The organism is Pelomicrobium sp., from assembly GCF_036803785.1.
Classification (GTDB): Bacteria; Pseudomonadota; Gammaproteobacteria; order Burkholderiales; family UBA6910; genus Pelomicrobium.
In genome coordinates, this window is the sequence record NZ_DAIRTR010000036.1 from 1 (window position 1) to 23,141 (window position 23,141).

26 protein-coding genes are annotated in these 23,141 nt (G+C 63.8%); all 26 read left to right on the plus strand.

Annotation, left to right across the window (positions count from 1 at the left end):
• Nucleotides 1-356: 356 nt before the first annotated feature.
• The 26 genes from V7Q81_RS06200 (at nt 357) to V7Q81_RS06325 (ending at nt 23,083) form a co-directional block, all read left to right on the plus strand.
• Complete coding sequence (locus V7Q81_RS06200) at nt 357-671, plus strand: hypothetical protein (RefSeq protein ID WP_333841062.1); 315 nt, start codon at nt 357-359, stop codon at nt 669-671.
• 54 nt (nt 672-725) lie between these two features.
• Nucleotides 726-1,040: a hypothetical protein gene (locus V7Q81_RS06205; RefSeq protein ID WP_333841063.1), complete on the plus strand. Its 315-nt coding sequence runs from the start codon at nt 726-728 to the stop codon at nt 1,038-1,040.
• Nucleotides 1,041-1,203: 163 nt separating this feature from the next.
• Entirely contained in the window at nt 1,204-1,677 is a 474-nt protein-coding gene (locus V7Q81_RS06210; RefSeq protein ID WP_333841064.1) for a hydrogenase maturation protease, read from the plus strand.
• Nucleotides 1,658-2,026 (plus strand): hypothetical protein, encoded by a 369-nt coding sequence (locus tag V7Q81_RS06215; RefSeq protein ID WP_147799278.1) that lies wholly within the window; start codon nt 1,658-1,660, stop codon nt 2,024-2,026. Before V7Q81_RS06210 ends, V7Q81_RS06215 begins: the two co-directional genes overlap by 20 nt.
• 98 nt (nt 2,027-2,124) lie before the next feature.
• Nucleotides 2,125-3,138, plus strand: coding sequence for a hypothetical protein (locus tag V7Q81_RS06220; protein WP_333841065.1), 1,014 nt, complete (start codon nt 2,125-2,127; stop codon nt 3,136-3,138).
• Nucleotides 3,139-3,167: 29 nt separating this feature from the next.
• Nucleotides 3,168-3,398, plus strand: coding sequence for a hypothetical protein (locus V7Q81_RS06225; protein WP_147799280.1), 231 nt, complete (start codon nt 3,168-3,170; stop codon nt 3,396-3,398).
• 24 nt (nt 3,399-3,422) lie between these two features.
• Nucleotides 3,423-3,638 carry a hypothetical protein gene (locus tag V7Q81_RS06230; RefSeq protein WP_333841066.1) on the plus strand — a complete coding sequence of 72 codons (216 nt, stop codon included), beginning with the start codon at nt 3,423-3,425 and terminating at the stop codon, nt 3,636-3,638.
• A 12-nt stretch (nt 3,639-3,650) separates the two neighbouring features.
• Nucleotides 3,651-4,556, plus strand: coding sequence for a NifU family protein (locus V7Q81_RS06235; protein ID WP_333841067.1), 906 nt, complete (start codon nt 3,651-3,653; stop codon nt 4,554-4,556).
• Nucleotides 4,557-4,558: 2 nt separating this feature from the next.
• The gene (locus tag V7Q81_RS06240; protein WP_333841068.1) at nt 4,559-5,773 is read left to right on the plus strand and encodes an NHL repeat-containing protein; all 1,215 of its coding nucleotides are present in this window, start codon (nt 4,559-4,561) and stop codon (nt 5,771-5,773) included.
• Complete coding sequence (hypF, locus tag V7Q81_RS06245; RefSeq protein ID WP_333841069.1) at nt 5,770-8,172, plus strand: carbamoyltransferase HypF; 2,403 nt, start codon at nt 5,770-5,772, stop codon at nt 8,170-8,172. The genes V7Q81_RS06240 and hypF overlap by 4 nt, the downstream gene beginning before the upstream one ends.
• Nucleotides 8,173-8,187: 15 nt before the next feature.
• Nucleotides 8,188-8,463, plus strand: a complete 276-nt coding sequence (locus V7Q81_RS06250) for a HypC/HybG/HupF family hydrogenase formation chaperone (protein WP_333841070.1) — start codon at nt 8,188-8,190, stop codon at nt 8,461-8,463.
• 53 nt (nt 8,464-8,516) lie between these two features.
• A complete protein-coding gene (locus tag V7Q81_RS06255) occupies nt 8,517-9,206 on the plus strand; it encodes a D-sedoheptulose-7-phosphate isomerase (protein ID WP_147799285.1) in 690 nt (229 codons plus the stop codon).
• A complete protein-coding gene (gene hypD, locus V7Q81_RS06260; protein ID WP_333841071.1) occupies nt 9,203-10,372 on the plus strand; it encodes a hydrogenase formation protein HypD in 1,170 nt (389 codons plus the stop codon). Before V7Q81_RS06255 ends, hypD begins: the two co-directional genes overlap by 4 nt.
• Complete coding sequence (hypE, locus tag V7Q81_RS06265) at nt 10,369-11,457, plus strand: hydrogenase expression/formation protein HypE (protein ID WP_333841072.1); 1,089 nt, start codon at nt 10,369-10,371, stop codon at nt 11,455-11,457. Before hypD ends, hypE begins: the two co-directional genes overlap by 4 nt.
• 16 nt (nt 11,458-11,473) lie before the next feature.
• Complete coding sequence (locus V7Q81_RS06270; RefSeq protein ID WP_333841073.1) at nt 11,474-11,812, plus strand: hydrogenase maturation nickel metallochaperone HypA/HybF; 339 nt, start codon at nt 11,474-11,476, stop codon at nt 11,810-11,812.
• A complete protein-coding gene (hypB, locus tag V7Q81_RS06275) occupies nt 11,803-12,741 on the plus strand; it encodes a hydrogenase nickel incorporation protein HypB (RefSeq protein WP_333841074.1) in 939 nt (312 codons plus the stop codon). The genes V7Q81_RS06270 and hypB overlap by 10 nt, the downstream gene beginning before the upstream one ends.
• Before the next feature lie 10 nt (nt 12,742-12,751).
• Nucleotides 12,752-13,876 carry a sigma-54 interaction domain-containing protein gene (locus V7Q81_RS06280; RefSeq protein WP_333841075.1) on the plus strand — a complete coding sequence of 375 codons (1,125 nt, stop codon included), beginning with the start codon at nt 12,752-12,754 and terminating at the stop codon, nt 13,874-13,876.
• On the plus strand, nt 13,863-14,882 hold the full coding sequence (locus V7Q81_RS06285) for a HupU protein (RefSeq protein ID WP_333841076.1): 1,020 nt from the start codon (nt 13,863-13,865) through the stop codon (nt 14,880-14,882). Before V7Q81_RS06280 ends, V7Q81_RS06285 begins: the two co-directional genes overlap by 14 nt.
• A gap of 79 nt (nt 14,883-14,961) precedes the next feature.
• A complete protein-coding gene (locus tag V7Q81_RS06290; protein ID WP_333841077.1) occupies nt 14,962-16,410 on the plus strand; it encodes a nickel-dependent hydrogenase large subunit in 1,449 nt (482 codons plus the stop codon).
• A gap of 72 nt (nt 16,411-16,482) precedes the next feature.
• Nucleotides 16,483-16,935, plus strand: a complete 453-nt coding sequence (nikR, locus tag V7Q81_RS06295; RefSeq protein WP_333841078.1) for a nickel-responsive transcriptional regulator NikR — start codon at nt 16,483-16,485, stop codon at nt 16,933-16,935.
• A 70-nt stretch (nt 16,936-17,005) separates the two neighbouring features.
• The gene (locus tag V7Q81_RS06300; protein ID WP_333841079.1) at nt 17,006-17,536 is read left to right on the plus strand and encodes a PAS domain-containing protein; all 531 of its coding nucleotides are present in this window, start codon (nt 17,006-17,008) and stop codon (nt 17,534-17,536) included.
• 43 nt (nt 17,537-17,579) lie between these two features.
• A complete protein-coding gene (locus tag V7Q81_RS06305) occupies nt 17,580-18,323 on the plus strand; it encodes a sensor histidine kinase (protein WP_333841084.1) in 744 nt (247 codons plus the stop codon).
• Between the two features lie 299 nt (nt 18,324-18,622).
• On the plus strand, nt 18,623-19,486 hold the full coding sequence (locus tag V7Q81_RS06310; RefSeq protein WP_333841080.1) for a HoxN/HupN/NixA family nickel/cobalt transporter: 864 nt from the start codon (nt 18,623-18,625) through the stop codon (nt 19,484-19,486).
• A 168-nt stretch (nt 19,487-19,654) separates the two neighbouring features.
• Nucleotides 19,655-21,682 (plus strand): TonB-dependent receptor, encoded by a 2,028-nt coding sequence (locus tag V7Q81_RS06315; RefSeq protein WP_333841081.1) that lies wholly within the window; start codon nt 19,655-19,657, stop codon nt 21,680-21,682.
• 9 nt (nt 21,683-21,691) lie between these two features.
• Complete coding sequence (locus V7Q81_RS06320; RefSeq protein WP_333841082.1) at nt 21,692-22,336, plus strand: energy transducer TonB; 645 nt, start codon at nt 21,692-21,694, stop codon at nt 22,334-22,336.
• 63 nt (nt 22,337-22,399) lie between these two features.
• The gene (locus tag V7Q81_RS06325; protein ID WP_442954777.1) at nt 22,400-23,083 is read left to right on the plus strand and encodes a MotA/TolQ/ExbB proton channel family protein; all 684 of its coding nucleotides are present in this window, start codon (nt 22,400-22,402) and stop codon (nt 23,081-23,083) included.
• The last annotated feature ends 58 nt before the right edge of the window (nt 23,084-23,141 follow it).

Genomic DNA, 23,141 nt, shown 5'->3' on the forward strand with positions numbered 1-23,141 from the left:
CCCCCGCGGGGCGGGGGGGGGGATGAAGTTTTAGCCGTCGTGCTCATGCTCCCGAGATGGCCTTACCTCACTTTGCGACAAGAGGAAGCACTTATCAGCCCTCTCCTCTCGTCCTTTTTCCGAGGAGGAGGGGACTTTGCCTCTGAGCGTATGCAGTCGTCCTCCTCTCCAGACGAGGGCTTGGGGAGAGGGGGAGCGCCGACGAGGCGATTTCGGGCATTCGGTGATGAAATCTTCGGTAGGGTGCGGCAAGGATTGATGGACAGCGTCCTGGCTCGACAGCATCAGGGTCCTGCGACAGAAGAAGGATCTAGGGGGTTGTCACGGCCGGCGCCGAACAGAAGGGAATGGGGTAGATGCGACGCGACGAGGAAGACCAACTGCGTGCCAAGATCGCGCGGATGCTGGCTGATGGGCTGGAGACCCAAACAGAGCCTTTTCCCGAGAATGACCGGCAGTTCGGGGAGTTGCTGGCAGCGCTGCGTGAGCTTCCCGCAGATGACCTGAAAGGCAAGCTGGTGCTGGCAGGATTTGTAGATCATCCCTACGGCGAGGACAAGATGCGCTGCCAGGAGTGCATGTACTACCTGGTCCATCGGAAATGGTGCGATCTGCCGGAGCTTAATCTGCCGGTGGAGCCGGATTGGTGGTGCCGCTTATGGCGGATCTGATCGCAGCGCCGGTCCCCAGAATCTCTGGGGGCGATGAGGTTTAGGAGGGAAACGATGGATGAGGAAGCCTTGCGGCGCGAGCTGGAGCATCTCCTTCAACAAGGGCTGGAGACGGAATGGCGGGAGCGCGCTTATACCAGCGAGGAGGTCAACCGTATCGTGGCGCGACTACAGGCGATCCGGCCTGACGATTATGTCTCCAAGCTCAAGGTCGCCGGTTTTACCAGCCAGCCTTATGGTGCTGGCGGAGAGATTGAACAAGCCTGCGAGACCTGTATGTATTTCGTCATTCATCGGCAGTTCTGCGAGCTGCCGGAATTGCAAATCCCGGTGAGGCCGAAGTGGTCGTGCCGGCTGTGGCGCATCTAAAGACGGCGCCGAGCGCCCGGGCTCCCGGGTTGCGGCTGCCGCCAGGGCGCCGTGGGTTTTCCACCGGGCTTGATGCCGCGCCCTGCGACCGCCCAGAGAAACGCTTGATCGCCTTGGACGGTGGAGTGGGTCCCCCGCTGTTTCGGTGAAGAGGGGGTAAGGCATGCTCACGATCATCGGTTGTGGCAACCCGGTTCGCAGCGACGACGGCGTGGGTGTGTTCGTCGCCCGGTCGTTGCAGGCCTATCTGGTCGAGCGGCCACGTGACCATGTGCGCGTGTTCGACGCCGGGACCGGTGGAATGGAGGTGATGTTCCAGGCCCGGGGCACGCGCAAACTGGTCATCGTCGATGCAGCCAGGACCGGATCCGAGGCCGGCGCCATCTTCCAGGTGCCAGGAAGCGAGCTGGCTTCCGATCACGCCCCTGGATACACCTTGCACGGTTTCCGCTGGGACCATGCGCTGGCCGCAGGAAAGCGGATCTTTCGCGAAGACTTCCCGACCGATGTGACCGTGTACCTGATCGAGGCGGTTCGCCTCGATTTTGGCCTGGAACTGAGCGAGCCGGTGCGCCTGTCGGCGCAGAAGGTGATCGCTGACCTTGAGCAGATGATCGATGAATACGCAGAAGCCTGATCCCGCCGGCCTTGTTGAAGCTGATCGGCCGCAGAGGGCTGTTTCCATCCGCCGGGGCAGCCTCTATTTGCCGCGGGAGATGTACGACCTTTACTTTGCCGGCGCTCAGACGGTCGCGCTCGTCGCCCGGGAGGACAAGATCCTGGTCATCCCCTTGGTGCCCGGGTCTGCCGGGGGATTGCTGGTCAAGACGCGCAATGCCCGGGGAGACCGGGTGGTTCACGCTCAGGAGTTTTTCCGGGAAAACGGTTTTGCTGAAGATTTTCAACAGCATGTCGTCCTTGCCCAGTGGAGCCCCGAGGCGGCCGCCCTGGTCCTGTCCAACTTGGCGAAACCTCAGGGAGTGTAAATTTACTTTACAAGTTGAAAAATCTATTGACAGTTTTTCGGTTTCCTTCTAAAGTACGACCAAAAAATAAGTCGATCGCACGACCTTAGGAGGAGCCCATGGCGCAGACCCTGGCGGCGTCCCAATTCAAGGCTGCCATTCAGGCGGCGGAGTCGGCGGCGGGGACGCCAGAGGAGAAGGCCGAAATGCTCATGGAAATTGCCATGGGCATGCAGATGCGGCCGAAAACCCCGGATCAGTTGCAGCACGCCGTCGCGCTCTACGAGCGCGCGCTCGACCTCTGTCCCGCTGAGGCGGTCTTGCTCAGGGCCCGGCTGCGCGCCCGCATGGGCACGGCCTTACAGGCATTGCCCGATGGCGGTGTCGACGCGCTCCATCGGGCCCGGGCGTGCTATGAAGAGGCGATCCCCGTCCTCAAGGAAAAGGGGCGGCCGGAAGAGGTTGCGGAAGCGGAAATGAACCTGGGGCTGGTGCTGCAGTCGCTCTCCAGCGCCGGCGCGGCCCGCATCCAGGAGGCGATCCGGTGCTATCACGCAGCCTTGAAAGTCTTCACCCGCGACGCGTACCCCCAGGAATACGCCATCCTTCACAATAACCTGGCGATTGCTTATTTGTCGATTCCGCTGTCCGACGAGCGCGGCAAAATGCGCGAGGCGCTGGCCGTTCAGTCGTTCGAAGAGGTCCTCAAGGTCATCAACCTGGTCGATCATCCGACCGAATACGCAATGGTTCAGAACAACCTCGGCAACGCGCTGCAATATGCCGCCTCCGGCCATCCGCTGGAAAACAACTTGCGCGCGCTTGCCGCCTACGATGAGGCGCTCAAGGTCCGCAACGCCCGCGACACGCCTCTGGAATATGCCAACACCATATCAAACAAAGCCAACGTGCTCAGAAATCTTCCAGATGAGCTTGAAAACCCTGGTTCCGGGCGTCGTGCCAATCTTCTCCGGGCGCGGGAACTCTGTGAGGAGGCGCGGCGCATTTTTTTAAGCCTGAATCAGGTTGGAAGCGCAGCCGTCGTGGAAGAGGCACTGGCGGAGATCGAGCAGGAGCTTGCCGATCAGTCGGCCCGTCGCGGCAATGGCGATGGGCGGGCGAGTCGGCTTTGATGGTGTCTTTGTCGTGAGGAAAACACTGAATGGAGGGAATCTTGAATCAATTGGCAACCGGACAGCTTGGCGTTCTCACGATCGCGATTTGGACTTTTTTGGCTTTCCTGCTGGCGATGGGCGGCGGGGCGGTGGCGGGTATGAGGCTCGCTGGAAAAGATCTGGGCAATGAGCTGGCGGCCCTGATGGGAGCCATGTTCGGCCCGACCGGCGCGGTGCCCGGAATTCTGCTGGCTTTGATCATCCTCGCGCTGGTCTGAGGCTGAGGGGGAACCATGTGGGATATGTTTCTTAATTCGCTCAAGCTGTTTTTCAAGGGCAAGCTGTTCCGGGACCCGCGCGCAGTGTTCAGGAAGTGGCTCATCGGTTTTTTGGCATCCCTGATCGCTGTCATCGTCCTGGCAAAAGCGGGATTGCCGATCGGGTGGACGGTGGTGATCGCCGCCCTGGGAACCGGCTTGCTGCAGCCCTATCTGTTCAAGGATCTCAAGTACAACTGAGTTTCCTCCTCTATGAACGGCCCCTCGACCGATCAGGCAGGCCTCCAGAGCGGCGGCGATTCCGCGGCCGATCTGGAACGGCTGGTTCAGGCGATCACCCGTCTCGAAGCGATCATCGCCGACTGGGACGAGGGGCAGCGGCTGACCGTGCAGGCGCTCAAATCGGCGATCGAGGACCTGCATAAGGAAGCCCTGAAACGCCTGATTCGCGCGCTGAAGGGTGAGCCGGCGGCGCTTGCTCGCATGCGGGAGGCCGTCAGCGACCAAGTGGTCTATGGGGTGCTGCGTTTCCACGGACTCGTCAAGGAGCCCCTGGAGACGCGGGTTCAGAGAGCGCTGGACGAAGTGCGCCCGTTCTTGCAGTCCCACGGCGGCGACGTGGAGCTGGTGGCAGTCAAGCCCCCCGACACGGTGGAAATCCGTCTGATCGGGTCGTGCCAGGGCTGTCCCGCTTCAAGCCAGACGCTGACCGAAGGCGTCGAAAGGGCAATCCGCATCCACTGCCCGGAGATTCTCCATATCCAACAGGTAAGCAAGGGTGCTGCGGATACTCAAAACAAAGGCGTGGCCACGGTGCACTTTATCAGCCCCTTCGCGCTGCACGCGGGTTCCGGCTGGGTGGATGCCGCCCGGCTCGACGACATCCCGGAAGGCGGCGTGACCGAGTGCAAAATCAAAGGGCGCTCCGTGTTGCTCAGCAAACGCGGCAACCACGTGAGCTGCTTCGACAATAGCTGCGCCCACCTCGGGATGCCTTTGGAGATGGGAGAGGTCCGCGATGGCATCATCACGTGCCCCTATCACGGCTTTCAGTACTTGTTGGAGACGGGCGAATGCCTGACGGCCCCCGAGGTCCAGTTGCGGGTGCATGCCGTCCGGGTGCTCGGCGATCGGGTCCAGGTGCGGTTGGAAGAGTAGCGATGGCGACGTCTTTACGGGTGAGGTGGACTCCGGCCTTGAAGCGCGAGATGGTCGGCGGAACGTCTGCTGTGCCCGTGCTGGACCGCGGCGGACCCTTCGCGTGCATCGGCGCCGCCCGCAGCGGCGAGGGCCTGGCGCTCCCCGTGAAGCCGGAGGCCGCCTCGCTCTTTGGACCCCGGGGAGCCTGCCTTGCAGGGGTTGAGGGACCGCTGTGGGTCAGCGACACTGGCCATCACCGACTGCTCGGTTGGGCGCGGGTGCCGTCTCAGGACGGGACGCCGGCAGACTGGGTCATTGGGCAGCCCGATTTCGCGCACGAGGGACGTAACGCGAAAGGACCGGCGGGCCCGGCAACGCTGAATGTGCCCACCGGTATCGCGCTCTGCGGCGACGGGATGGCGGTCGCCGACGCCTGGAACCACCGGGTGCTGATCTGGAAAACCCTTCCCAGGGACCACAACGTTCCGGCGGACCGGGTGCTCGGGCAGAAAGACTTTGAGTCGGTCGAGCCCAACGGCGGCAAGGACGATCCATCCGCCGGCAGTCTATTCTGGCCCTACGGCGTGCACTGGGATGGCGTCCGGTTATGGGTCGCCGACACCGGCAACCGGCGTGTGCTCATGTGGAACGGTCTGCCGGAGGTGAACGGCCAACCGGCGGATATGGTGTTGGGGCAGCGTGATTTCGTCAGCCGCGACGAGAACGGCGGGGGAGCGCCCACGGCCGCCAGCATGCGCTGGCCCCACGGCATCGTCGTGTGGCAGGGCCGGCTCTGCGTGGCCGACGCAGGCAATAACCGCATCATGGTGTGGGACGCGATTCCGGGCGAGAACGGGACACCCTGCGATGCGGTGCTGGGGCAGCGCGATTTTCACCAAGTGGACCATAACCAATCCCTCTACTGGCCCAGCGCTGCCAGCCTCAACATGCCCTACGGCGTGGATGCCGCTGGAGGCTGGCTCCTTGTCGCGGATACCGCCAACTCCCGTCTGCTCGCGTGGCGGGCGGAAGATTACCGCACCGGGGCGGAGGCCAGGGCGCTCACGGGGCAGCCGGATTTCCACGCCAAGGGAGATAACCGCTGGCAGCTTCCCGCGCGGGACAGCCTGTGCTGGCCCTATGGAATCATGCACCGCGATGGACTGGTCGTGGTCAGCGATTCGGGCAACAACCGCGTGCTGCTCTGGCGGCTCTCGGAGGAGCTGGCTTCATGAACGATGTCGCCGATATGCAGACCACCCAGGAGGCGGCCGAGCGCATCCGGGTGCAGGGCTTGGTTCAAGGCGTGGGGTTTCGGCCCACCGTGTGGCGGCTCGCCCGCCGCTACGGCCTGCGCGGCTCGGTGGCGAACGACGGGCAGGGCGTGAGCATCCATGTGTGCGGTCCCGTCGCTGCCCTCGATGGGTTCGCTGCAGCCTTGCTTCGCGAAGCTCCGCCGCTTGCCCGAATCGATCGCATCGAGCGCGAGCCGACCGCAGTTTTTCCCCAGCACCCGGATTTTCGCATTCTTGGCAGCCATGCAACCACTGTCAGCACCGGCGTCGTGCCCGACGCGGCAGCCTGTCCCGAATGCGTCCAGGAAGTATTCGATCCCTTCGCGCGGCGCTACCGCTATCCTTTCACCAATTGCACCCGCTGCGGCCCGCGTTTGTCCATCATCGAGGCCATCCCTTACGACCGCGCCACGACCACGATGCGGGCGTTCGCCATGTGCCCGCAGTGCCGCGCTGAATACGTCGACCCCGCGGATCGCCGCTTCCACGCGCAGCCGATCGCCTGCCATGCCTGCGGGCCCCGTGCCTGGTTGGAGCGCGCCGATGGGGCGCCGGTGGCGGTCGACGCTTTTACCATGCTGGACGACGTGGACGCTGTCTGTACGCTGCTCCAGCGCGGGCATATCGTCGCGATCAAAGGGCTGGGAGGGTTCCAGCTCGCGTGCGACGCCTGCAATGAAGCGGCCGTCGCCCGCCTGCGCCGGCTCAAACGGCGCAGCCGCAAGCCTTTCGCCCTCATGGCGCGGGATGTGGAGACGGTGCGCCGTTACTGTGTGGTGACCGAGGGCGAAGAAGCGCTGCTGCGCAGCCCGGCCGGCCCGATCGTCGTTCTGGATGCGACCGGACCGGAGCGGGTGGCGGAAAGCGTGGCGCCCGGCGTGAAGACCCTGGGCTTTATGTTGCCCAACACGCCGCTGCACCACTTGATGCTGCGGCGGATGAACCGGCCCATCGTGCTGACCAGCGGCAACCGCTCGGACGAGCCCCAGTGCATCGACAATGCCAAGGCCCGCGCCCGCCTGGGCGGCATCGCCGAGTATTTCCTGATGCATAACCGGGACGTCGCCCGGCGCGTGGACGATTCCGTGGTGCGCGAGATGGCCGGTGCACCGCGCGTCCTGCGGCGGGGACGGGGTTACGCGCCGGCCCCTCTGTCCCTCGCACCTGGTTTTTCCGCCGCTCCAGCGGTGCTCGCCATGGGTGGCGAGCTGAAAAACACGTTTTGCCTGTTGCGTGACGGACGGGCCATCGTGTCGCACCACATGGGCGACCTGGAAGACGCGCTGATCTACGCGGATTACCGCAACTGCGTCGAGCGGTATTTGAAGCTGTTCGAGCACGAACCGCGGATCGTTGCGGTGGATTGCCATCCCGAGTATCTGTCGCGCAAGTGGGGGCAAGAGCTCTCGGCGCGCTGGGGCGCGAGCCTGCTGGAAGTGCAGCATCATCACGCCCATGTCGCCGCCTGTCTGGCGGAAAACGCCTTCCCGCTGGAGGGGGGACCGGTGATTGGTGTGGCGCTCGACGGGTTGGGCTTCGGCACGGACGGCACCCTGTGGGGCGGGGAGTTCCTGCTCGCTGACTACCGCGAGTGCAAGCGGCTGGGCACCTTCAAGCCGGTGGCGATGCCGGGTGGGGAGCAGGCGGTGTACGAGCCGTGGCGCAACACCTACGCCCACCTGATGGCCGAGATGGGTTGGGCCCGGTTCGCGATGAACTACGCTGAGCTCGACCTTTACCGCTTCTTGGAGGCCAAGCCTCGCCGCCTGCTGGATCGGATGATCAGCCGCGGGATCAACAGCCCGCTCGCCAGCTCGTGCGGGCGTCTGTTCGACGCCGTCGCGGCGGCGGCAGGCGTGTGTCGGGAGCGGGTCACGTACGAAGGGGAGGCGGCGGTGGCGCTCGAAGCCCTGGTGGACGAGCGCACGCTGAAGGAGGAGGACGAACTCCTCGCCTATCCGTTCGCGATTCCGAGGCTCAAGTCCGCCCATCTCCCTTACGTGGAGCCGCTGGCCATGTGGCAGGCGTTGCTCGGGGATCTGCTTTTGGGCACGCCGGTCCCGGTCATTGCGGCTCGCTTCCACAAGGGGCTGGCTATCGTCATCGCGCGCATGGTCGACACGCTCAGCCGGGAGGCCGGCGGCGACAAGCCTGTCAGGACGGTTGCCTTGTCGGGCGGCGTCTTCCAGAACCGCGTCCTGCTGGAACAGGTGACGGCGCGGCTCAAGGCCATCGGCTTTAAGGTACTGACCCACCGGCATGTGCCTCCGAACGATGGCGGGCTGGCGCTGGGACAGGCTGCTGTCGCTGCGGCAAGATCGCTGACCAATAGCCAATAGGGAAAGGAGGGAAGGATGTGCTTGGGAATCCCGGGGCAGATCGTGGAAGTGACCGATTCCGACAAAAAGCTCGCCATCGTCGATGTGGGAGGCGTCAGGCGAACGGTCAACATCGCTTGCATCGTCGATGAGGCCCATCCCGCTGCGGCATGCGTCGGCGACTGGGTCCTGGTGCACGTCGGTTTCGCCATGAGCCGCATCGACGAAGAGGAAGCCGCGCGCACGCTGGAGCTTCTGACCCAACTGGGCGAAGCGCAGGCCGAAATCCAGGCCATGCAAGCCACGGCGTAGCGGCCCGGCGCTCTGAAATAGTCGCCGCTGACCCCCCTTGAGCCGCTTGACCCATGCCAGAACGCGACGCATTGCAAACGCTTTACCCGTTCCTGCACGGCGATCGACAGGATCCGGACGCGCTGAACCAGGCGCTGCTCGAGTCGGTGCGGCAAAAGGCCCGGCACAGCTACGAGGTGAAGCGCGCCTTCTTTGAAGAGAACGCGCAGCAGGTCGTTCAGGTCGCCCATGCCATCGCCGATGTGTATCGCCGTCATGGGCGCCTTTACAGCATGGGTAACGGCGGTTCCAGTTGCGACGCCGCCCACATCGCGGTGGAGTTTTTACATCCCATCACCGCCGGGCGCCCTGCGTTGACGGCGGTGAACCTGGTGGCCGATACGGCGATGATGACGGCGGTGGGCAATGACGTGGGTTACAAACACATCTTCGTTCGCCAGATCGTCGCCTTGGGGCGCGCCGGCGACGGTCTGATCGGGATCTCGACGAGCGGCAACTCGGAAAACCTGCTCGCGGCTTTCGCCAAGGCCAAGGAAATGGGAATGGTGACCATTGGGCTGTCGGGCATGGACGGCGGCAAGATGGCCGTAAGCCCCGATGTGGATTACTGCCTGACGGTGCGCACCGACAGTATTCATCGCATCCAGGAAACCCACGTGGCGATTTACCACATCTTGTGGGATCTCGTGCATACGCTGCTCGCTGATGATCGCGGCGGTCTTGCGGCAAGGAATGAACCATGAAATATGTCGATAAGTTCCGCGACCCGGAAAAGGCGCGCACGCTGGCCAAAGAGATCCGGGACCTGGTCGGGCGGATCGAGCGGGCGCGCCGGCGTCCCCTGCAGATCATGGAAGTGTGCGGCGGCCACACCCATTCGATTTTCCGCTACGGCATCCAGCAGATGCTTCCGGACGAAGTGGAGTTCGTGCACGGCCCCGGCTGCCCGGTATGCGTGCTGCCGATGGGGAGGGTGGACGACTGCGTGGCGCTGGCGGAGCGCCCGGAGGTCATTTTCACCACCTTCGGCGATGCCATGCGAGTGCCCGGGTCGAAGAAGAGCCTGTTGCAGGCAAAAGCCGACGGCGCAGACGTGCGCATGGTGTATTCGCCTCTCGACGCGCTCAAGCTGGCGCGAGAAAATCCCGGACGGGAGGTCGTCTTTTTTGGCCTCGGGTTTGAAACCACCATGCCCAGCACGGCCATGACGGTGCTGCAGGCCAAGGCCGAAGGGCTGCGCAACTTCTCGCTGTTCTGCAACCATATCACCATCATTCCCACCATCAAGGCGATTCTCGATTCACCGGATATGCACCTGGACGGGTTCCTGGGCCCGGGTCACGTGAGTATGGTGATCGGCACCCGCCCGTACCAGTTCATCGCCAGGCACTACGGGAAACCGATCACCATTGCCGGGTTCGAGCCGCTGGACGTGCTTCAGGCCGTCTGGATGGTGCTCAGGCAGATCGCCGAGGGCCGCTGCGAGGTGGAAAACCAATATGGCCGGGTTGTGCCCGAGGAGGGTAACGCCCAAGCTCTGGCCGCCATCCATGAGGTGTTCGAGCTGCGGGAGTTTTTCGAATGGCGTGGCCTGGGCTCCATCGATCACTCCGGCGTGCGTATTCGAGACGCCTACGCTGAGTTCGACGCCGAGCGCAAGTTTTCCGTGCCCAACGTGAGAATCGCCGATCCCAAATCGTGCCAGTGCGGGGAGGTGCTCAAGGGTGTGATCAAACCCCACGAATGCAAGGTGTTCGGGACGGCCTGTACCCCGGAAACCCCGCTCGGCGCTCTGATGGTCTCGTCCGAGGGCGCCTGCGCGGCCTATTACAGCTACGGGCGGATCGAGCTGGGTTCGAAACACGGCCGGCTGCAACATGGCGGGCCTCAGCGAAGGATCAACCCATGAGCGATCAGGCTGAAGCCACCGTGCGGGTGATCGAAGGGGGCTTGCGCAAGCCCGGCAGGCTGCGCGATTCGCACATCACGCTCGCCCACGGCAGCGGCGGCAAAGCGATGCGGGATCTCATCGAAGACGTGTTCGTCGGGTCGTTCGATAACCCGGCGCTCGCCGCCCTGGAAGACCAGGCGGTGGTTGCGCTTTCGGAACTCGCTTCCCACGGCGATCGTCTCGCCTTCACCACCGACACCTTCGTCGTCAATCCTTTGTTTTTTTCCGGCGGCGACATCGGCACGCTGGCGGTGGCGGGCACGGTCAACGATCTCGCGGTGAGCGGGGCAAAGCCGCTGTTTCTGTCCTGCGGAATCGTCATGGAGGAGGGGCTACCGGTGGAGACGCTGCGCCGCGTCGTGGCGAGCATGAAGCGCACCGCAGAACAGGCGGGCGTTTACATTGTCACCGGTGACACCAAGGTGGTGGAACGAGGCGCGGCGGACAAGCTCTTCATCAACACGGCCGGGATCGGCGTCGTTCCGGAAGGGATATCGATTTCCGCACGCAACGCCCGCCCGGGTGATGCGGTCATCGTGAGCGGCTACCTGGGGGATCATGGCACGGCAATCCTGGTCGCCCGCAACGAGCTGGCGCTTGAAACCCAGATTGCAAGCGACTGCCAACCGCTCAACGGACTGGTGGAGACCATGTTGAGGACATGTCCCGATCTCCACTGCCTGCGCGACGCGACCCGGGGCGGCGTGGCGACCGTACTGAACGAGTTCGCGCAGAGCTCCGGGGTCACGATCCGCGTTCTGGAGGCAGCGCTGCCGCTGCGCCAGGAAGTGAAGGGCGCGTGCGAGATTCTGGGCCTCGACCCGCTTTATCTGGCGAATGAGGGAAAGCTGGTGGCCGTGGTGCCGGCTGAAGCGGCGCAGCGCGTGCTGGCGGCCATGCGCGCCCATCCAGCGGGCGAGCACGCAGCGGTGATCGGAAAAGTGACCGGCGAACAGGCGGGCGTGGTGGTTCTGCAGACCGTGTTCGGCGGCGAGCGCATCGTTGACATGCTGGTGGGCGAACAACTGCCGAGAATCTGCTAGCGAGGAGACGCAAGACGTGCATGAGCTCGGCATCACCCGCAGCATCGTCGCGATCGTGTGCGAACAGGCCCGGGGCGCGAAGGTCCTGCGCGTGACCTTGGAAATCGGCAAGCTGTCGGCCGTGATGCCCGATGCAGTGCGGTTTTGTTTCGATGTGTGCGCAAGGGGCACGCCGGCCGAGGGCGCAGAACTGGAAATCATCGAGGTGCCGGGGTGGGCCATTTGCCGAAGCTGCGGCGGTGAGATGGCGCTTGCCGAACCCTTCGGCCGTTGTCCGTGTGGCAGCTCGAGCCTCGAGCTGATTGCCGGAGAGGAGCTGAAAATCAAAGAGATGGAGGTGGCGGAATGTGCATGACCTGCGGCTGTTCAGACACAGAGACAATCACTCTGACGGATCCGGCAACGGGAAAGGCGATCACGCTGAGCAAAGCGGAGCATGACCGCGCCCATGCCCTGGGGATCGCGCACGATCACGGGCACACGCATGATCGCGATGCCTTTCGCGGCCACGGACACGATCATCCCGACGATCATGCCCATGACCACGCCCATGAACATGCTCACGGGCCCGTGCCGGACGGTCAGGCGATCGGGGGCCAGGCTAAAGGGCACACCCGCACCATGGCGCTTGAGGAGGAAGTCCTTGCGAAGAATCGGTTGCTTGCCGAACGCAATCGGGGATGGCTCGCGGGGCGCGGCGTGGTGGCACTGAACCTCATGAGCTCCCCGGGTGCTGGAAAGACCACGTTGCTGGAGCGCACCATCCGCGATCTCAAGGAAGAGCTGCAGATCCATGTAATCGAAGGCGACCAGGCGACAATCAACGATGCAGAGCGTATCCGAGCCACGGGATGCAAGGTGATCCAGATCAACACCGGAACCGGTTGCCACCTGGACGCTGAAATGCTGGCGCGGGGTCTGCGCGAACTCGATCCGCCGTTCGGCTCGGTGGTGATGATCGAAAACGTGGGCAATCTGGTGTGTCCGGCGCTGTTTGATTTGGGAGAGCAGGCCAAAGTGGTCATTCTGTCGGTGACCGAAGGCGAGGACAAGCCGATCAAATACCCCCACATGTTCAAGGCGAGTGAGCTCATGGTCATCAACAAGATCGATCTCCTGCCTTATCTTCAATTCGATATCGAACGCTGCATCGCCTTTGCCCGGGAGGTCAATCCTGCGATTCGGGTGTTGCGCGTGTCGGCTCAGACAGGGGAGGGCATGGCCGCCTGGTACGGCTGGCTGCGAAGTCAGCGTCACGAGAGGCCGCACGCGGGGGTTGCATAAGGCGCGAAGCATGGAGGCGATCGTTACAGCGCGCGGCCCGCAGGTCGATCCCCAGCGGAGAGAAGCGCTGGTGACGGAACGGTCGACCGTGCGCCTGGGCGATGAGGAGGCGTCTTCTCGCAAGGCTAAAGGCGAGATGCTAAGCCGCTGGGACGACTTGGGCCGCCTGGTGCGGGCCCCGGACAGTCCCTTGAACGCCGTGTGCGAGCTGGCGGAGGCGGTTGCCCCGTACGACATCTCCGTCCTGATCACTGGCGAATCCGGCACGGGCAAGGAGTTGCTGGCCCGCGCCATCCATGACCGTTCCCTCCGGGCGAACCGCACCTTCGTGGTGGAAAACTGCGGCGCGGTGCCGGATCCGCTCCTGGAAAGCGAGCTCTTCGGTCATCGGCGCGGGGCCTTCACCGGCGCCTACGAGGATCATGTGGGGTTGTTCCAGCAGGCCGACGGTGGCACCCTATTGCTCGACGAGATCGGTGAAACCTCACCCGCGTTTCAGGTGAAGCTGCTGCGCGTGCTGCAGAACGGAGAGATCCGGCCGGTGGGCTCCAGCCGTACGCTGCGCGTGAACGTGAGGGTGATCGCCGCCACCAACCGAAACCTCCAGGAGGAGGTGCGGCGGGGCCGTTTTCGAGAAGACCTTTACTACCGTCTAGCCATGGTCACCCTCCATGTGCCTGCGTTGCGGGAGCGCCCGATGGACATTCCGCTCATCGCGAACCATATCCTGGCGCGGGCCATGGCGGCGCTGGGCAAGCCCGTGGAAGGGTTTACCGAAGAGGCCCTGGCGTTGCTCAAAGCCTATCGCTGGCCGGGTAACGTACGCCAGCTTGAAAACGAGATTGTGCGCATGCTGGCCTTGGCCAGAGGCCCCCGCCTTGGCGCCGAGCTGTTTTCGCCCCAGGTGTTTCACGCCTTGGAGGAAGAGGCCGACGAAGCGGCCTTCACCACCCTGTCACGGCTGGACGGAACGCTCAAGGAGCGGATGGAAGTCCTGGAAGCCCGCATGCTGAAGGAAACCCTCATCCGCCACCGCTGGAACAAGACCCAGGCCGCCCGAGAGCTGGGACTCTCCAGGGCGGGCCTGCGCAGTAAGCTTGCCCGTTATGGAATGGAAAAAAATGATCGGCCCTAAACCGGAAGGCATCAACGTTCTCTGGCTGCAGTCGGGCGGCTGCGGAGGCTGCACCATGTCGCTGCTGTGCGCCGATTCGTGCAACCTCTTCGAGATGCTGAGCTCGGCGGGCGTGCGCTTCTTGTGGCACCCTTCCCTGTCCGAGGAGACGGGGGTTGAAGTGACCAGAGTCATGGAGCGTTGCCTGTCAGGTCAGGTGACGCTCGACGCGCTGTGCGTGGAGGGGTCGCTGCTTCGGGGCCCGAACGGCACCGGGCGCTTTCACCTCCTTGCCGGTACCGGCCGCCCCATGATCCAGTGGGTCCGGGAGCTGGCGAGCGTGGCCCGCTATACGGTCGCGGTCGGGACTTGCGCCGCCTACGGTGGGGTCACGGCGGCCGGCGGCAATCCGACGGACGCCTGCGGGCTCCAGTACGAGGGCGACGAGCCCGGCGGGCTGCTCGGTGTGGAATATCGTTCCCGATCAGGGCTGCCGGTCATCAACATCGCAGGCTGCCCGACGCACCCCAACTGGGTCGTCGAGACCCTCATGTGCCTGGCCTTCGGCCTTTTTTCCGAGCGCGATATGGACGCGCTGGGGCGGCCGCGTTTCTACGCCGATCATCTCGTTCACCATGGCTGCACGCGCAACGAGTATTACGAATTCAAGGCCAGCGCGGAGAAGCCCTCGGACCTGGGCTGCATGATGGAGAACATGGGCTGCAAGGGTACCCAGGCCCATGCCGACTGCAACATTCGCCTGTGGAACGGAGAGGGCTCGTGTACCCGCGGCGGTTATGCCTGCATCAGTTGCACCGAGCCCGGCTTTGAGGAGCCGGGCCATCCCTTTGCCCAGACGCCCAAGATCGCCGGCATTCCCGTGGGATTGCCCACGGATATGCCCAAGGCGTGGTTCGTGGCGCTGGCGTCGCTGTCGAAATCGGCCACGCCCAGGCGGGTGCGGGAGAATGCAGTGTCCGACCACCAGGTGATTACGCCTGCAATTCGCAAAACCCGCCTCCGATGAAGCGGAGGATGGCCGGTGTGGTATCCTCATCTCTCTTTGAGGAGGGCAGAAAAGACCTTGCCGGGAAGAGGATACTCCCATGAGCCGGCTAATCGTTGGCCCTTTTAACCGCGTGGAGGGCGACCTCGAAGTCACCCTCGAGGTCGCGGCAGGCCGAGTCCGTTCGGCCCGGGTGAATTCCCCCCTATACCGCGGCTTCGAACAGATCCTGCGCGGCAAAGACCCCATGGACGCGCTCGTGTTTGCGCCGCGTATCTGCGGCATCTGCTCGGTGTCCCAGTCGGTCGCGGCGGCCTCAGCTCTGGCAAGCCTCATGAAGCTCGAACCGCCAGAGAATGGCCGGCTGGCGACCAACCTCATCCTGGCTGCGGAGAACCTGGCTGATCATTTCACCCATTTCTACCTTTTCTTCATGCCGGATTTTGCCAGGGACGTCTACCGGCATCGGCCCTGGTTTACCGCCGTCCAGGCGCGCTTCAAGGCCATCGAGGGCTCGGCCGCCGGCGACGCCTTGCCAGCCCGGGCGAAGCTGCTCTCGCTCATGGGGTCCATGGCTGGCAAGTGGCCTCATACGCTTTCCATCCAGCCGGGGGGTTCCGCTCGTCCCGTGGAGGGAGGGGAGAAGATACGGCTTTACAGCATCCTGAGGGAGTTCCGGCGGTCTCTTGAGAAAACGCTGTTTGGCGATGCCCTGGAAGCCGTGGCAGGCCTGGAGAGCCCCCGGGACCTGGAAGGCTGGATGGCAGCCCGGGCGCCGGCCGCGAGCGATTTCCGTCTGTTCCTGGAGATCGCTCAGGACCTGGCGCTGGAAAAGCTAGGACGCGCGACCGACCGGTTTCTGAGCTATGGGACCTATTCCCAGGGGGATGGATTCATGTTCCGCCGTGGCGTATGGGAGGGCGGGTTCAAGCCTTTGGATGTCGACGCCATTACCGAGGACATCAGCCATAGCTGGATGGCAGGACCGGCCAAGCCCCAACCTCCTGCGCATGGGGTCACGCAGCCTTTGGCCGAGAAACCACAGGCTTACTCCTGGTGCAAGGCGCCGCGCCTGAACGGCGACGTGGCGGAGACGGGGGCGCTCGCCCGCCAAGTGGTGAACGGGCACCCCCTCATCCGGGACCTCGTGGCGCAAAGCGGCGGCAACGTGCGCAATCGGGTCATCGCCCGGCTGCTGGAGCTGGCGCTGGTGGTTCCCGCCATGGAGTCCTGGGTGCGGGCCTTGGAGCCGGGTGCACCCTTCTGCCACCACGCGCCGGTGCCGGAAGAGGGGTGCGGGGTCGGGCTCACCGAATCCGCGCGCGGCAGCCTCGGCCATTGGCTGGAGGTCCGGCGAGGCCGCATCCATAATTATCAAATCATTTCACCGACCACCTGGAACTTCTCACCCCGCGACGCGCAGGGCGTGCCCGGCCCCCTGGAGCAGGCCCTGGTGGGCGTGCCGGTGCAGGAAGGGGAAACGGTGCCCGTCGCCGTCCAGCACGTGGTGCGCTCCTTCGACCCTTGCATGGTATGCACCGTGCATTAGGAGATGAAACGGCGGGCTGCCGGGGGGTGGAGAGCGAGTCGCGGCTTAAGTTTAGCGATTACAGCCCAGGAGATGGAACGCTTCACGATTTCGCTCGATGAGCGCCTTGCCCGGGAATTCGACGAGTTCATCCGGGTGCGCGGCTACCAGAATCGCTCCGAGGCGATCAGAGATCTGCTGCGCCGGCACCTGGAAGAGCAGCGCCTGCGCTCCGGGGATGCACCTTTTTGCACTGCCAGCCTGTCGTATATCTACAACCATCACGAGCGGGAGCTCGCCGAGCGCCTGACCCACAAGCAGCACGCTCACCACGACTTGTGCGTGTCGACGATGCACGTGCACCTGGATCACGAGCATTGCCTGGAGACCGTGGTCCTGCGCGGCCCGACCGCGGCGGTGAGGCAGTTCGCGGAAAGCGTCATGGCGGAGCGCGGCGTGCGCCATGGCAGCCTCAACCTCGTTCCCGTGGACCTGGAGACGGCGGACGCCGCCCATCAACATCTCCACACTCACCCCAAGACTTAGCAGTCCGGCGATGAAGGCCCGGCACAAACAGGAGCGATCGACAGCAGGGCGCGCTCTGCCCGAGCGGTCCGTGATTCCGAAAAACCTCGGCGAAGTCGGCGAATCCGTGTGGATCGACGTGATCCGCAAGATGGACGAGGTCTACAGCGAACTGTTGCAGTACGAGGTGGCGCTGGAGCAGAAGAACGCCGAGCTGGAGGAAACCCAGCAGTTCCTCTTCAGCGTCCTCACTTCCATGTCCGACATCCTCATCGTGTGCGACCGGAAAGGAGCGATCCAGGAGGTGAACCGCGCGCTCGTCAAGCTGGTGGGACGAGAGGCCGCGGCGTTGCGGGGCGTGTGCGTGCTGGAGCTGCTCGCTGACAAGGCTTCCCGGGAGCGGGCGGCTCAGTTTATTTACCACCTCCACGGGGAAGGCCTGACGGATTGCGAGCTGCAGTTCCCGGGCGACCGATGGCACGGCGATCCCGGTCGCTGTGAACTGGACGCCTCGCTACAACACGGTGGGCAAGGCGGTGGGCAAGGCGGTGGGCATGGTGCTGGTGGGGCGCCCGGTGGGGGAACTCAAGCGCGCCTATCAAGCATTGCGGGAAGCGCATGAGGACTTGAAACGTACCCAGCAGCAGTTGGTGCATTCGGAGAAAATGGCCTCTCTGGGCCAGTTGGTGGCTGGGGTGGCCCACGAGCTCAACAATCCCATCAGCTTCGTCCTGGGCAATGTGCATGCCCTCAAGCGCTATGTCGGCCGCCTCTGGACCTATCTGGAAGCCGTGCATGCCGATGCGCCCGAGGCCAGACTCGCCGAGCTGCGCCGCAGCCTGCGCATCGATCGGATCCTGGAGGACTTGAACCCCCTGATCGAAGGCACTATCGAGGGCGCCGAGCGCACCCGCGACATCGTCGATGCCCTGAAACGCTTTTCCGCTGCGGACAGCAATGAAAACGTGCGCTTTAACCTCCGGGAAGTCCTGGAGCGGTCGGTGCGCTGGGTGATCAAGGCTTCGGGCACCCACCTGCAGGTGGTGATGGACGTTCCGCCCGAGATCCCGGTCATGGGCTCCGCGGGCCAGATGCAGCAGGTGATCGTCAATCTCGTGCAAAACGCGGTCGACAGCGTCGGCAGGAAAGAGAATGCGCGGCTGGAGATCACGGGTCGGGCGAAGGACGGCCGCATCGAGATCGCTTTCCACGACAACGGCCCCGGCATTCCCGAACAGTACCTTCCCCGCGTGTTCGACCCGTTTTTTACCACCAAGCCGGTGGGCAAGGGCACGGGGTTGGGGCTGTCCATCAGCTACGGCATCGTCGAGCGTCACGGGGGGCGGCTTTGCGCCGCCAATCATCCTGAAGGGGGCGCGGTCTTCACCTTGGCCTTGCCCTTGGCGTGAGCCAGCGTCCAAGGGGATGCCAGGGGCGCGAACAGTTTGGAAAGCAACTTTCCACTCCCCCGTCCAGAAATTGCACAAAAACCATGAATAAACAATGGACCGGCGACATGGCACGGTTTTTGTTATGACAATTTTGTAAATCGTCATACCGCCGGGCCGGTCAAGGTTCGAGACGGCCGCCTCGACGGAGATGGCGATGGCTTCTGGGCGGATCGTCGCCTGCTCCTCTGCTGGGAGCCGCTCGATGATTCGCAGGGAACCGGCCCACAGACGCGGCAGTTGAAAATCGGAGGAGAAACTTGGAAGTCTTACAGACGAACGGGCTCGCCTTGATGGTTCTGGCGTTTACGCTCGGATTGAAGCATGGGCTCGACGCAGACCACCTGGCCACGATCGACGGCCTGACCCGCTTCAACGCCCGGGCAAACCCAAGGCTTGCGCGGTTCTGCGGTTTCCTGTTCTCGCTCGGCCACGGGGCGGTGGTCCTGGCGGTCGCCTTGATGGTGAGCACGCTCGCCCAGCGATGGCGGATTCCGGTCTGGATGGAGGAGGTGGGAGGCTGGATTTCCATCGTTTTTCTGCTTCTCCTGGGAATACTCAACCTCACGGCAGTCCTCAAGACCGACCCCAGCGAAGTGGTGTGCACCGTCGGACTCAAGGGGCGTTTTCTCGGCCGCCTGCAGAGGACCGGAAATCCGCTGCTCATCGCCCTGGTCGGCGCAGCCTTTGCCCTTTCTTTCGATACGCTCAGCCAGGCCGCGCTGTTTGCGCTCACAGGCGCCCAGTTCGGCGGTCCCTGGTATTCGCTGATGCTGGGGCTTTTATTCATGCTCGGCATGATGGTGACCGACGGTATCAATGGGCTTTGGATCTCGCGCCTGATCCAGCGGGCGGACGAGACGGCGCGCATTGCCTCGCGGGTGATGGGGCTGGTGGTTTCCAGCCTGAGCCTGGGGGTGGCGGGCTTCGGCATCGCCCGATACTTCTTTCCGGCGGTGGACCAGTGGAGCCAGGGCAAGGAGCTTGCTTTCGGGGCCACTGTGATCGTTGTGGTCGCAGCGAGCTTCGCGTTTGCCTTGCGCCTCGCGCGGCCGTCTTCGGCGCGTTTTGACGTGGACGGGGAAAAGCGCCGAATTTTTTCCCTAACGGTAAGAAGAATTTAGTTTTTTTCATACGACGCGACCCGGACGCGCCCCGGTGCGGGCCGGGGAAGTGCGTGTTGTGGCGTGATCGGTTTGGAGAAGGGGATCGACAGAATGGGCATGAGAAACCCACCTCATGGGGGCCCTATCCCAGCCAGCCTTGCTCTGTGGCTTCTAGCCGGCCTCGGCTTGGGGTGGACGCAACCCGTCCTGGCGGGCGGCATCCCCACCTTGACGCTGGAACCCGTGGAAGTCACGGCCAGCCGCGAGGACCTCATCGGGACTGCCGATTCTGCGAACGTGGGAACGGTGAACCGGGCTCAGCTAGAGGCTCACCCGGTGTATCGAGTGGGGGAAGTGCTGGAGGAAACCCCCGGGCTGATCCTGACGCAGCACAGCGGGGAGGGCAAGGCGAACCAGTACTTTCTGCGCGGCTTCAACTTGGACCACGGCACCGATCTTGCGATTTTCGTGGACGGTATGCCGGTCAATCTGCGCTCCCATGCCCATGGCCAGGGCTGGTCGGATCTCAATTTCATGATTCCGGAGCTGGTGAGTAACCTCCAATACAAGAAAGGGTCCTACTACCCGGAGGAAGGGGATTTCGCGGCCGCCGGCGCGGTGCATATCCATTACGCCGATGCCTTGCCCCAGGGGGTGGCGTCCTTAGGCGGGGGCAGCGGCGGCTATGGACGCTTACTCGTGGCCGATTCTCCCAAATGGGGCGAGGGCCATCTGCTGTATGCGCTGGAGCTCTTTCATCACGACGGCCCCTGGACGCATCCGGACGATTACAAGAAAGTCAACGCCGTGTTGCGCTACAGCCAGGGCACGGCACTGAACGGGTTTAACCTGACCGCCATGGCCTACCACGGAGCCTGGAACGCCACCGACCAGGTGGCGAAGCGCGCCGTGGACTCCGGCCTGATCGGGCGCTTCGACGCGCTGGATCCCACCGATGGGGGCGAGGCTTCCCGCTATAGCCTGTCCGGGGCCTGGAAGCGCACCGCCGGCAATTCGGTCACCCAGGCCAATGCGTATCTGGTCAGGAGCAAACTCAGTCTATTTTCGAATTTCACTTATTTTCTCGACGACCCCGTGAACGGCGATCAATTCGAGCAGCCCGACAGCCGCGTTTTCTGGGGAATGAACGCGAGCCACACCTGGCTTGGCAACTGGAACGGACGGGAGGTGGAAAACACCATCGGGCTGCAGGTGCGCAATGACAACATCTTCAACGGATTGTTCAAGACTCGCCAGCGGGAGACGCTCTCCACCGTCCGTCAAGATCACGTCACCGAGGGCAGCCTCGGCGTGTATTTCCAGAACCGCACTCAATGGCTGGAGAAATTCCGCACCGTGGCAGGGATACGCGGCGATTTTTATCGCGCCAAGGTCGAGTCCGACAATCCGGCCAACTCGGGCGAGGTGAGCGCCAGCATCGCCAACCCGCAATTGAGCTTGGTTTTCGGTCCCTGGGCGAAGACCGAGTACTACGTCAATCTTGGGGGTGGATTCCACAGCAACGACGCGCGCGGCGCCACGATCACCGTCACCCCGGGGAACGGCCCCAACGCCAACCTGCCCCAAGAGAAAGCGCCGCTGCTGGTGCGCGCCAAGGGAGCCGAGGTCGGCCTGCGCAGCGCGATCGTGCCGGGTTTGCAGAGCTCTCTGGCCGTTTTCCTGCTGGACGTTGACTCCGAGCTGGTCTTCGTCGGCGATGCCGGAACCACCGAGGCGGGCCGTCCCAGCCGCCGCGTCGGCTTCGAGTTCGCCAACTACTACGCCCCCACCTCGTGGCTGACCATCGATGCGGACTTCGCCTACGCGCGGGCGAGGTTCAGAAACGCCGATCCTGCGGGAGATCGCATCCCCGGGGCGGTGGAGGGGGTTGCGTCGATCGGCCTGTCGGTGGATCACCTGGGCCCTTATTTCGGCGCGCTGCGGCTGCGGTATTTCGGTCCGCGGGCCTTGATCGAGGACAACAGCGTGCGCTCCGATTCCACCACCCTGGTGGAAGCCCGGGTGGGATACAGGATCGACAAAAACCTCCGGGTGGCGTTGGACATCCACAATCTGTTGAACTCCCGGGACGATCAGATCGCTTACTTTTATGCCTCCCGCTTGCCGGGCGAGCCGGCTCAAGGGGTGAACGACATCCACTTCCATCCCGTGGAGCCGAGATCCTACCGCTTGACGCTGATCGCCAATTTCTAGCGTCTTGAGATGGATATCTTCTCCCCGCGCACCTCTCTATTCACCTTCGGACTGGTACTTCTGCTGCACGTCGCATTTCTGTACGCCTTGCAGTCCGGTTTGGCACGCGATCTCGCGCAGCGCGTATTACCCAAGGTGATGTACGCCGAAATCATTGCACCCCCCGTGCCGCAGCCACCTCCGCCTCTTTCGCCGCGACCGCCCGAAGTGGTGCACAAGCCTCGCATCGTGCAGCCGGCGACACCGCCCATGGCGGATCCAGAACCCAGCGAGCGCGCCATCTCTCCCCCAGAAGCGCCAGCGATAGTGGCGCCCACTTCCGAACCCGTGGCAATGAGCGCACCTCCTGCCCCCCCTGCCCCGCTCACGCCGGTGACACCGCCCCGGTTTGACGCGGCCTACCTCAATAATCCCGCACCCGACTATCCCGCGCTGGCGCGCCGCATGGGCGAGGAAGGACGGGTGCTGCTGAGAGTGCTGGTCACCGCCGATGGTCGTGCCAGCCAGGTGAAGTTGCATGCGACGAGCGGCTCCGCGCGCCTGGACGAGGCCGCCGCGCGCGCCGTGGCGCAATGGCGTTTCGTCCCCGCCCGCCAGGGCGACCAGCCGGTGGACGCCTGGGTACTGGTACCCGTCGTTTTCAAGCTGCAATGAAGGGGGGAAATCGTGAACAATCCTTACGGGCTAATCAATTTGTGGTCGCAGGGCGATGGGGTCATGCGGGGTGTCGCCCTCCTGCTGCTCACCATGTCCGTACTGTCCTGGTACGTGATGCTGATGCGCGGCTGGCAGGCGCTCCGCGTGAACCGCCTAGCCAATATCGCCGAGCGTTCCCTGCGCGATGCGCAAGCGCTGTCCGACCTTGGGCCTCGACTTGAGCCTGCACCGGACAATGCCTTCCGGCGGGTGATCGACGAAGCCACGATCTGCCTTCAACTACACCCGGTCATGCGGGCGCGCGGCGACGCAGCCCCACCGGGTGCCGAGTGGCTGGCCAGCCACCTGCGCCAGGCGATCGATGACGCCTCTACGCGCTTGCAGAGCGGCCTTGGTTTGCTCGCCTCGATCAGCAGTACCGCGCCATTCATCGGCCTGTTCGGCACAGTGTGGGGCATCTACCACGCCCTCATCGGCATCGGCATAGCGGGACAGGCCAGCATCGAAAAAGTAGCTGGCCCGGTGGGCGAAGCGCTGATCATGACGGCGCTGGGCCTGGCGGTGGCCATTCCGGCCACCTTTGGTTACAACGCGGCAGTACGCAACAACAAGGCCTTGCTTGCGCGGCTGCGCCGCTTTTCCCATGACGTTTACACCTTCGCCATCACCGGCATGACACGACACTTGCCTGAAACCCACCGTGACGGGGCCCCCGTGCACGTGGTATCGATTGACGCGCGGTGAGCATGATGGCTTTCTCGACACTGAACGAAGACGACGATCTCAACGCCGAGATCAACAC

Excerpts from the sequence above, each read along its gene's own strand:
- V7Q81_RS06200 (WP_333841062.1), top strand. The coding sequence starts at position 357 with ATGCGACGCGACGAGGAAGACCAACTGCGTGCCAAGATCGCGCGGATG.
- V7Q81_RS06205 (WP_333841063.1), top strand. The coding sequence starts at position 726 with ATGGATGAGGAAGCCTTGCGGCGCGAGCTGGAGCATCTCCTTCAACAA.
- V7Q81_RS06210 (WP_333841064.1), top strand. The coding sequence starts at position 1,204 with ATGCTCACGATCATCGGTTGTGGCAACCCGGTTCGCAGCGACGACGGC.
- V7Q81_RS06215 (WP_147799278.1), top strand. The coding sequence starts at position 1,658 with ATGAATACGCAGAAGCCTGATCCCGCCGGCCTTGTTGAAGCTGATCGG.
- V7Q81_RS06220 (WP_333841065.1), top strand. The coding sequence starts at position 2,125 with ATGGCGCAGACCCTGGCGGCGTCCCAATTCAAGGCTGCCATTCAGGCG.
- V7Q81_RS06225 (WP_147799280.1), top strand. The coding sequence starts at position 3,168 with ATGGAGGGAATCTTGAATCAATTGGCAACCGGACAGCTTGGCGTTCTC.
- V7Q81_RS06230 (WP_333841066.1), top strand. The coding sequence starts at position 3,423 with ATGTTTCTTAATTCGCTCAAGCTGTTTTTCAAGGGCAAGCTGTTCCGG.
- V7Q81_RS06235 (WP_333841067.1), top strand. The coding sequence starts at position 3,651 with ATGAACGGCCCCTCGACCGATCAGGCAGGCCTCCAGAGCGGCGGCGAT.
- V7Q81_RS06240 (WP_333841068.1), top strand. The coding sequence starts at position 4,559 with ATGGCGACGTCTTTACGGGTGAGGTGGACTCCGGCCTTGAAGCGCGAG.
- hypF (WP_333841069.1), top strand. The coding sequence starts at position 5,770 with ATGAACGATGTCGCCGATATGCAGACCACCCAGGAGGCGGCCGAGCGC.
- V7Q81_RS06250 (WP_333841070.1), top strand. The coding sequence starts at position 8,188 with ATGTGCTTGGGAATCCCGGGGCAGATCGTGGAAGTGACCGATTCCGAC.
- V7Q81_RS06255 (WP_147799285.1), top strand. The coding sequence starts at position 8,517 with ATGCCAGAACGCGACGCATTGCAAACGCTTTACCCGTTCCTGCACGGC.
- hypD (WP_333841071.1), top strand. The coding sequence starts at position 9,203 with ATGAAATATGTCGATAAGTTCCGCGACCCGGAAAAGGCGCGCACGCTG.
- hypE (WP_333841072.1), top strand. The coding sequence starts at position 10,369 with ATGAGCGATCAGGCTGAAGCCACCGTGCGGGTGATCGAAGGGGGCTTG.
- hypB (WP_333841074.1), top strand. The coding sequence starts at position 11,803 with ATGTGCATGACCTGCGGCTGTTCAGACACAGAGACAATCACTCTGACG.
- V7Q81_RS06280 (WP_333841075.1), top strand. The coding sequence starts at position 12,752 with ATGGAGGCGATCGTTACAGCGCGCGGCCCGCAGGTCGATCCCCAGCGG.
- V7Q81_RS06285 (WP_333841076.1), top strand. The coding sequence starts at position 13,863 with ATGATCGGCCCTAAACCGGAAGGCATCAACGTTCTCTGGCTGCAGTCG.
- V7Q81_RS06290 (WP_333841077.1), top strand. The coding sequence starts at position 14,962 with ATGAGCCGGCTAATCGTTGGCCCTTTTAACCGCGTGGAGGGCGACCTC.
- nikR (WP_333841078.1), top strand. The coding sequence starts at position 16,483 with ATGGAACGCTTCACGATTTCGCTCGATGAGCGCCTTGCCCGGGAATTC.
- V7Q81_RS06305 (WP_333841084.1), top strand. The coding sequence starts at position 17,580 with ATGGCCTCTCTGGGCCAGTTGGTGGCTGGGGTGGCCCACGAGCTCAAC.
- V7Q81_RS06320 (WP_333841082.1), top strand. The coding sequence starts at position 21,692 with ATGGATATCTTCTCCCCGCGCACCTCTCTATTCACCTTCGGACTGGTA.
- V7Q81_RS06325 (WP_442954777.1), top strand. The coding sequence starts at position 22,400 with ATGCGGGGTGTCGCCCTCCTGCTGCTCACCATGTCCGTACTGTCCTGG.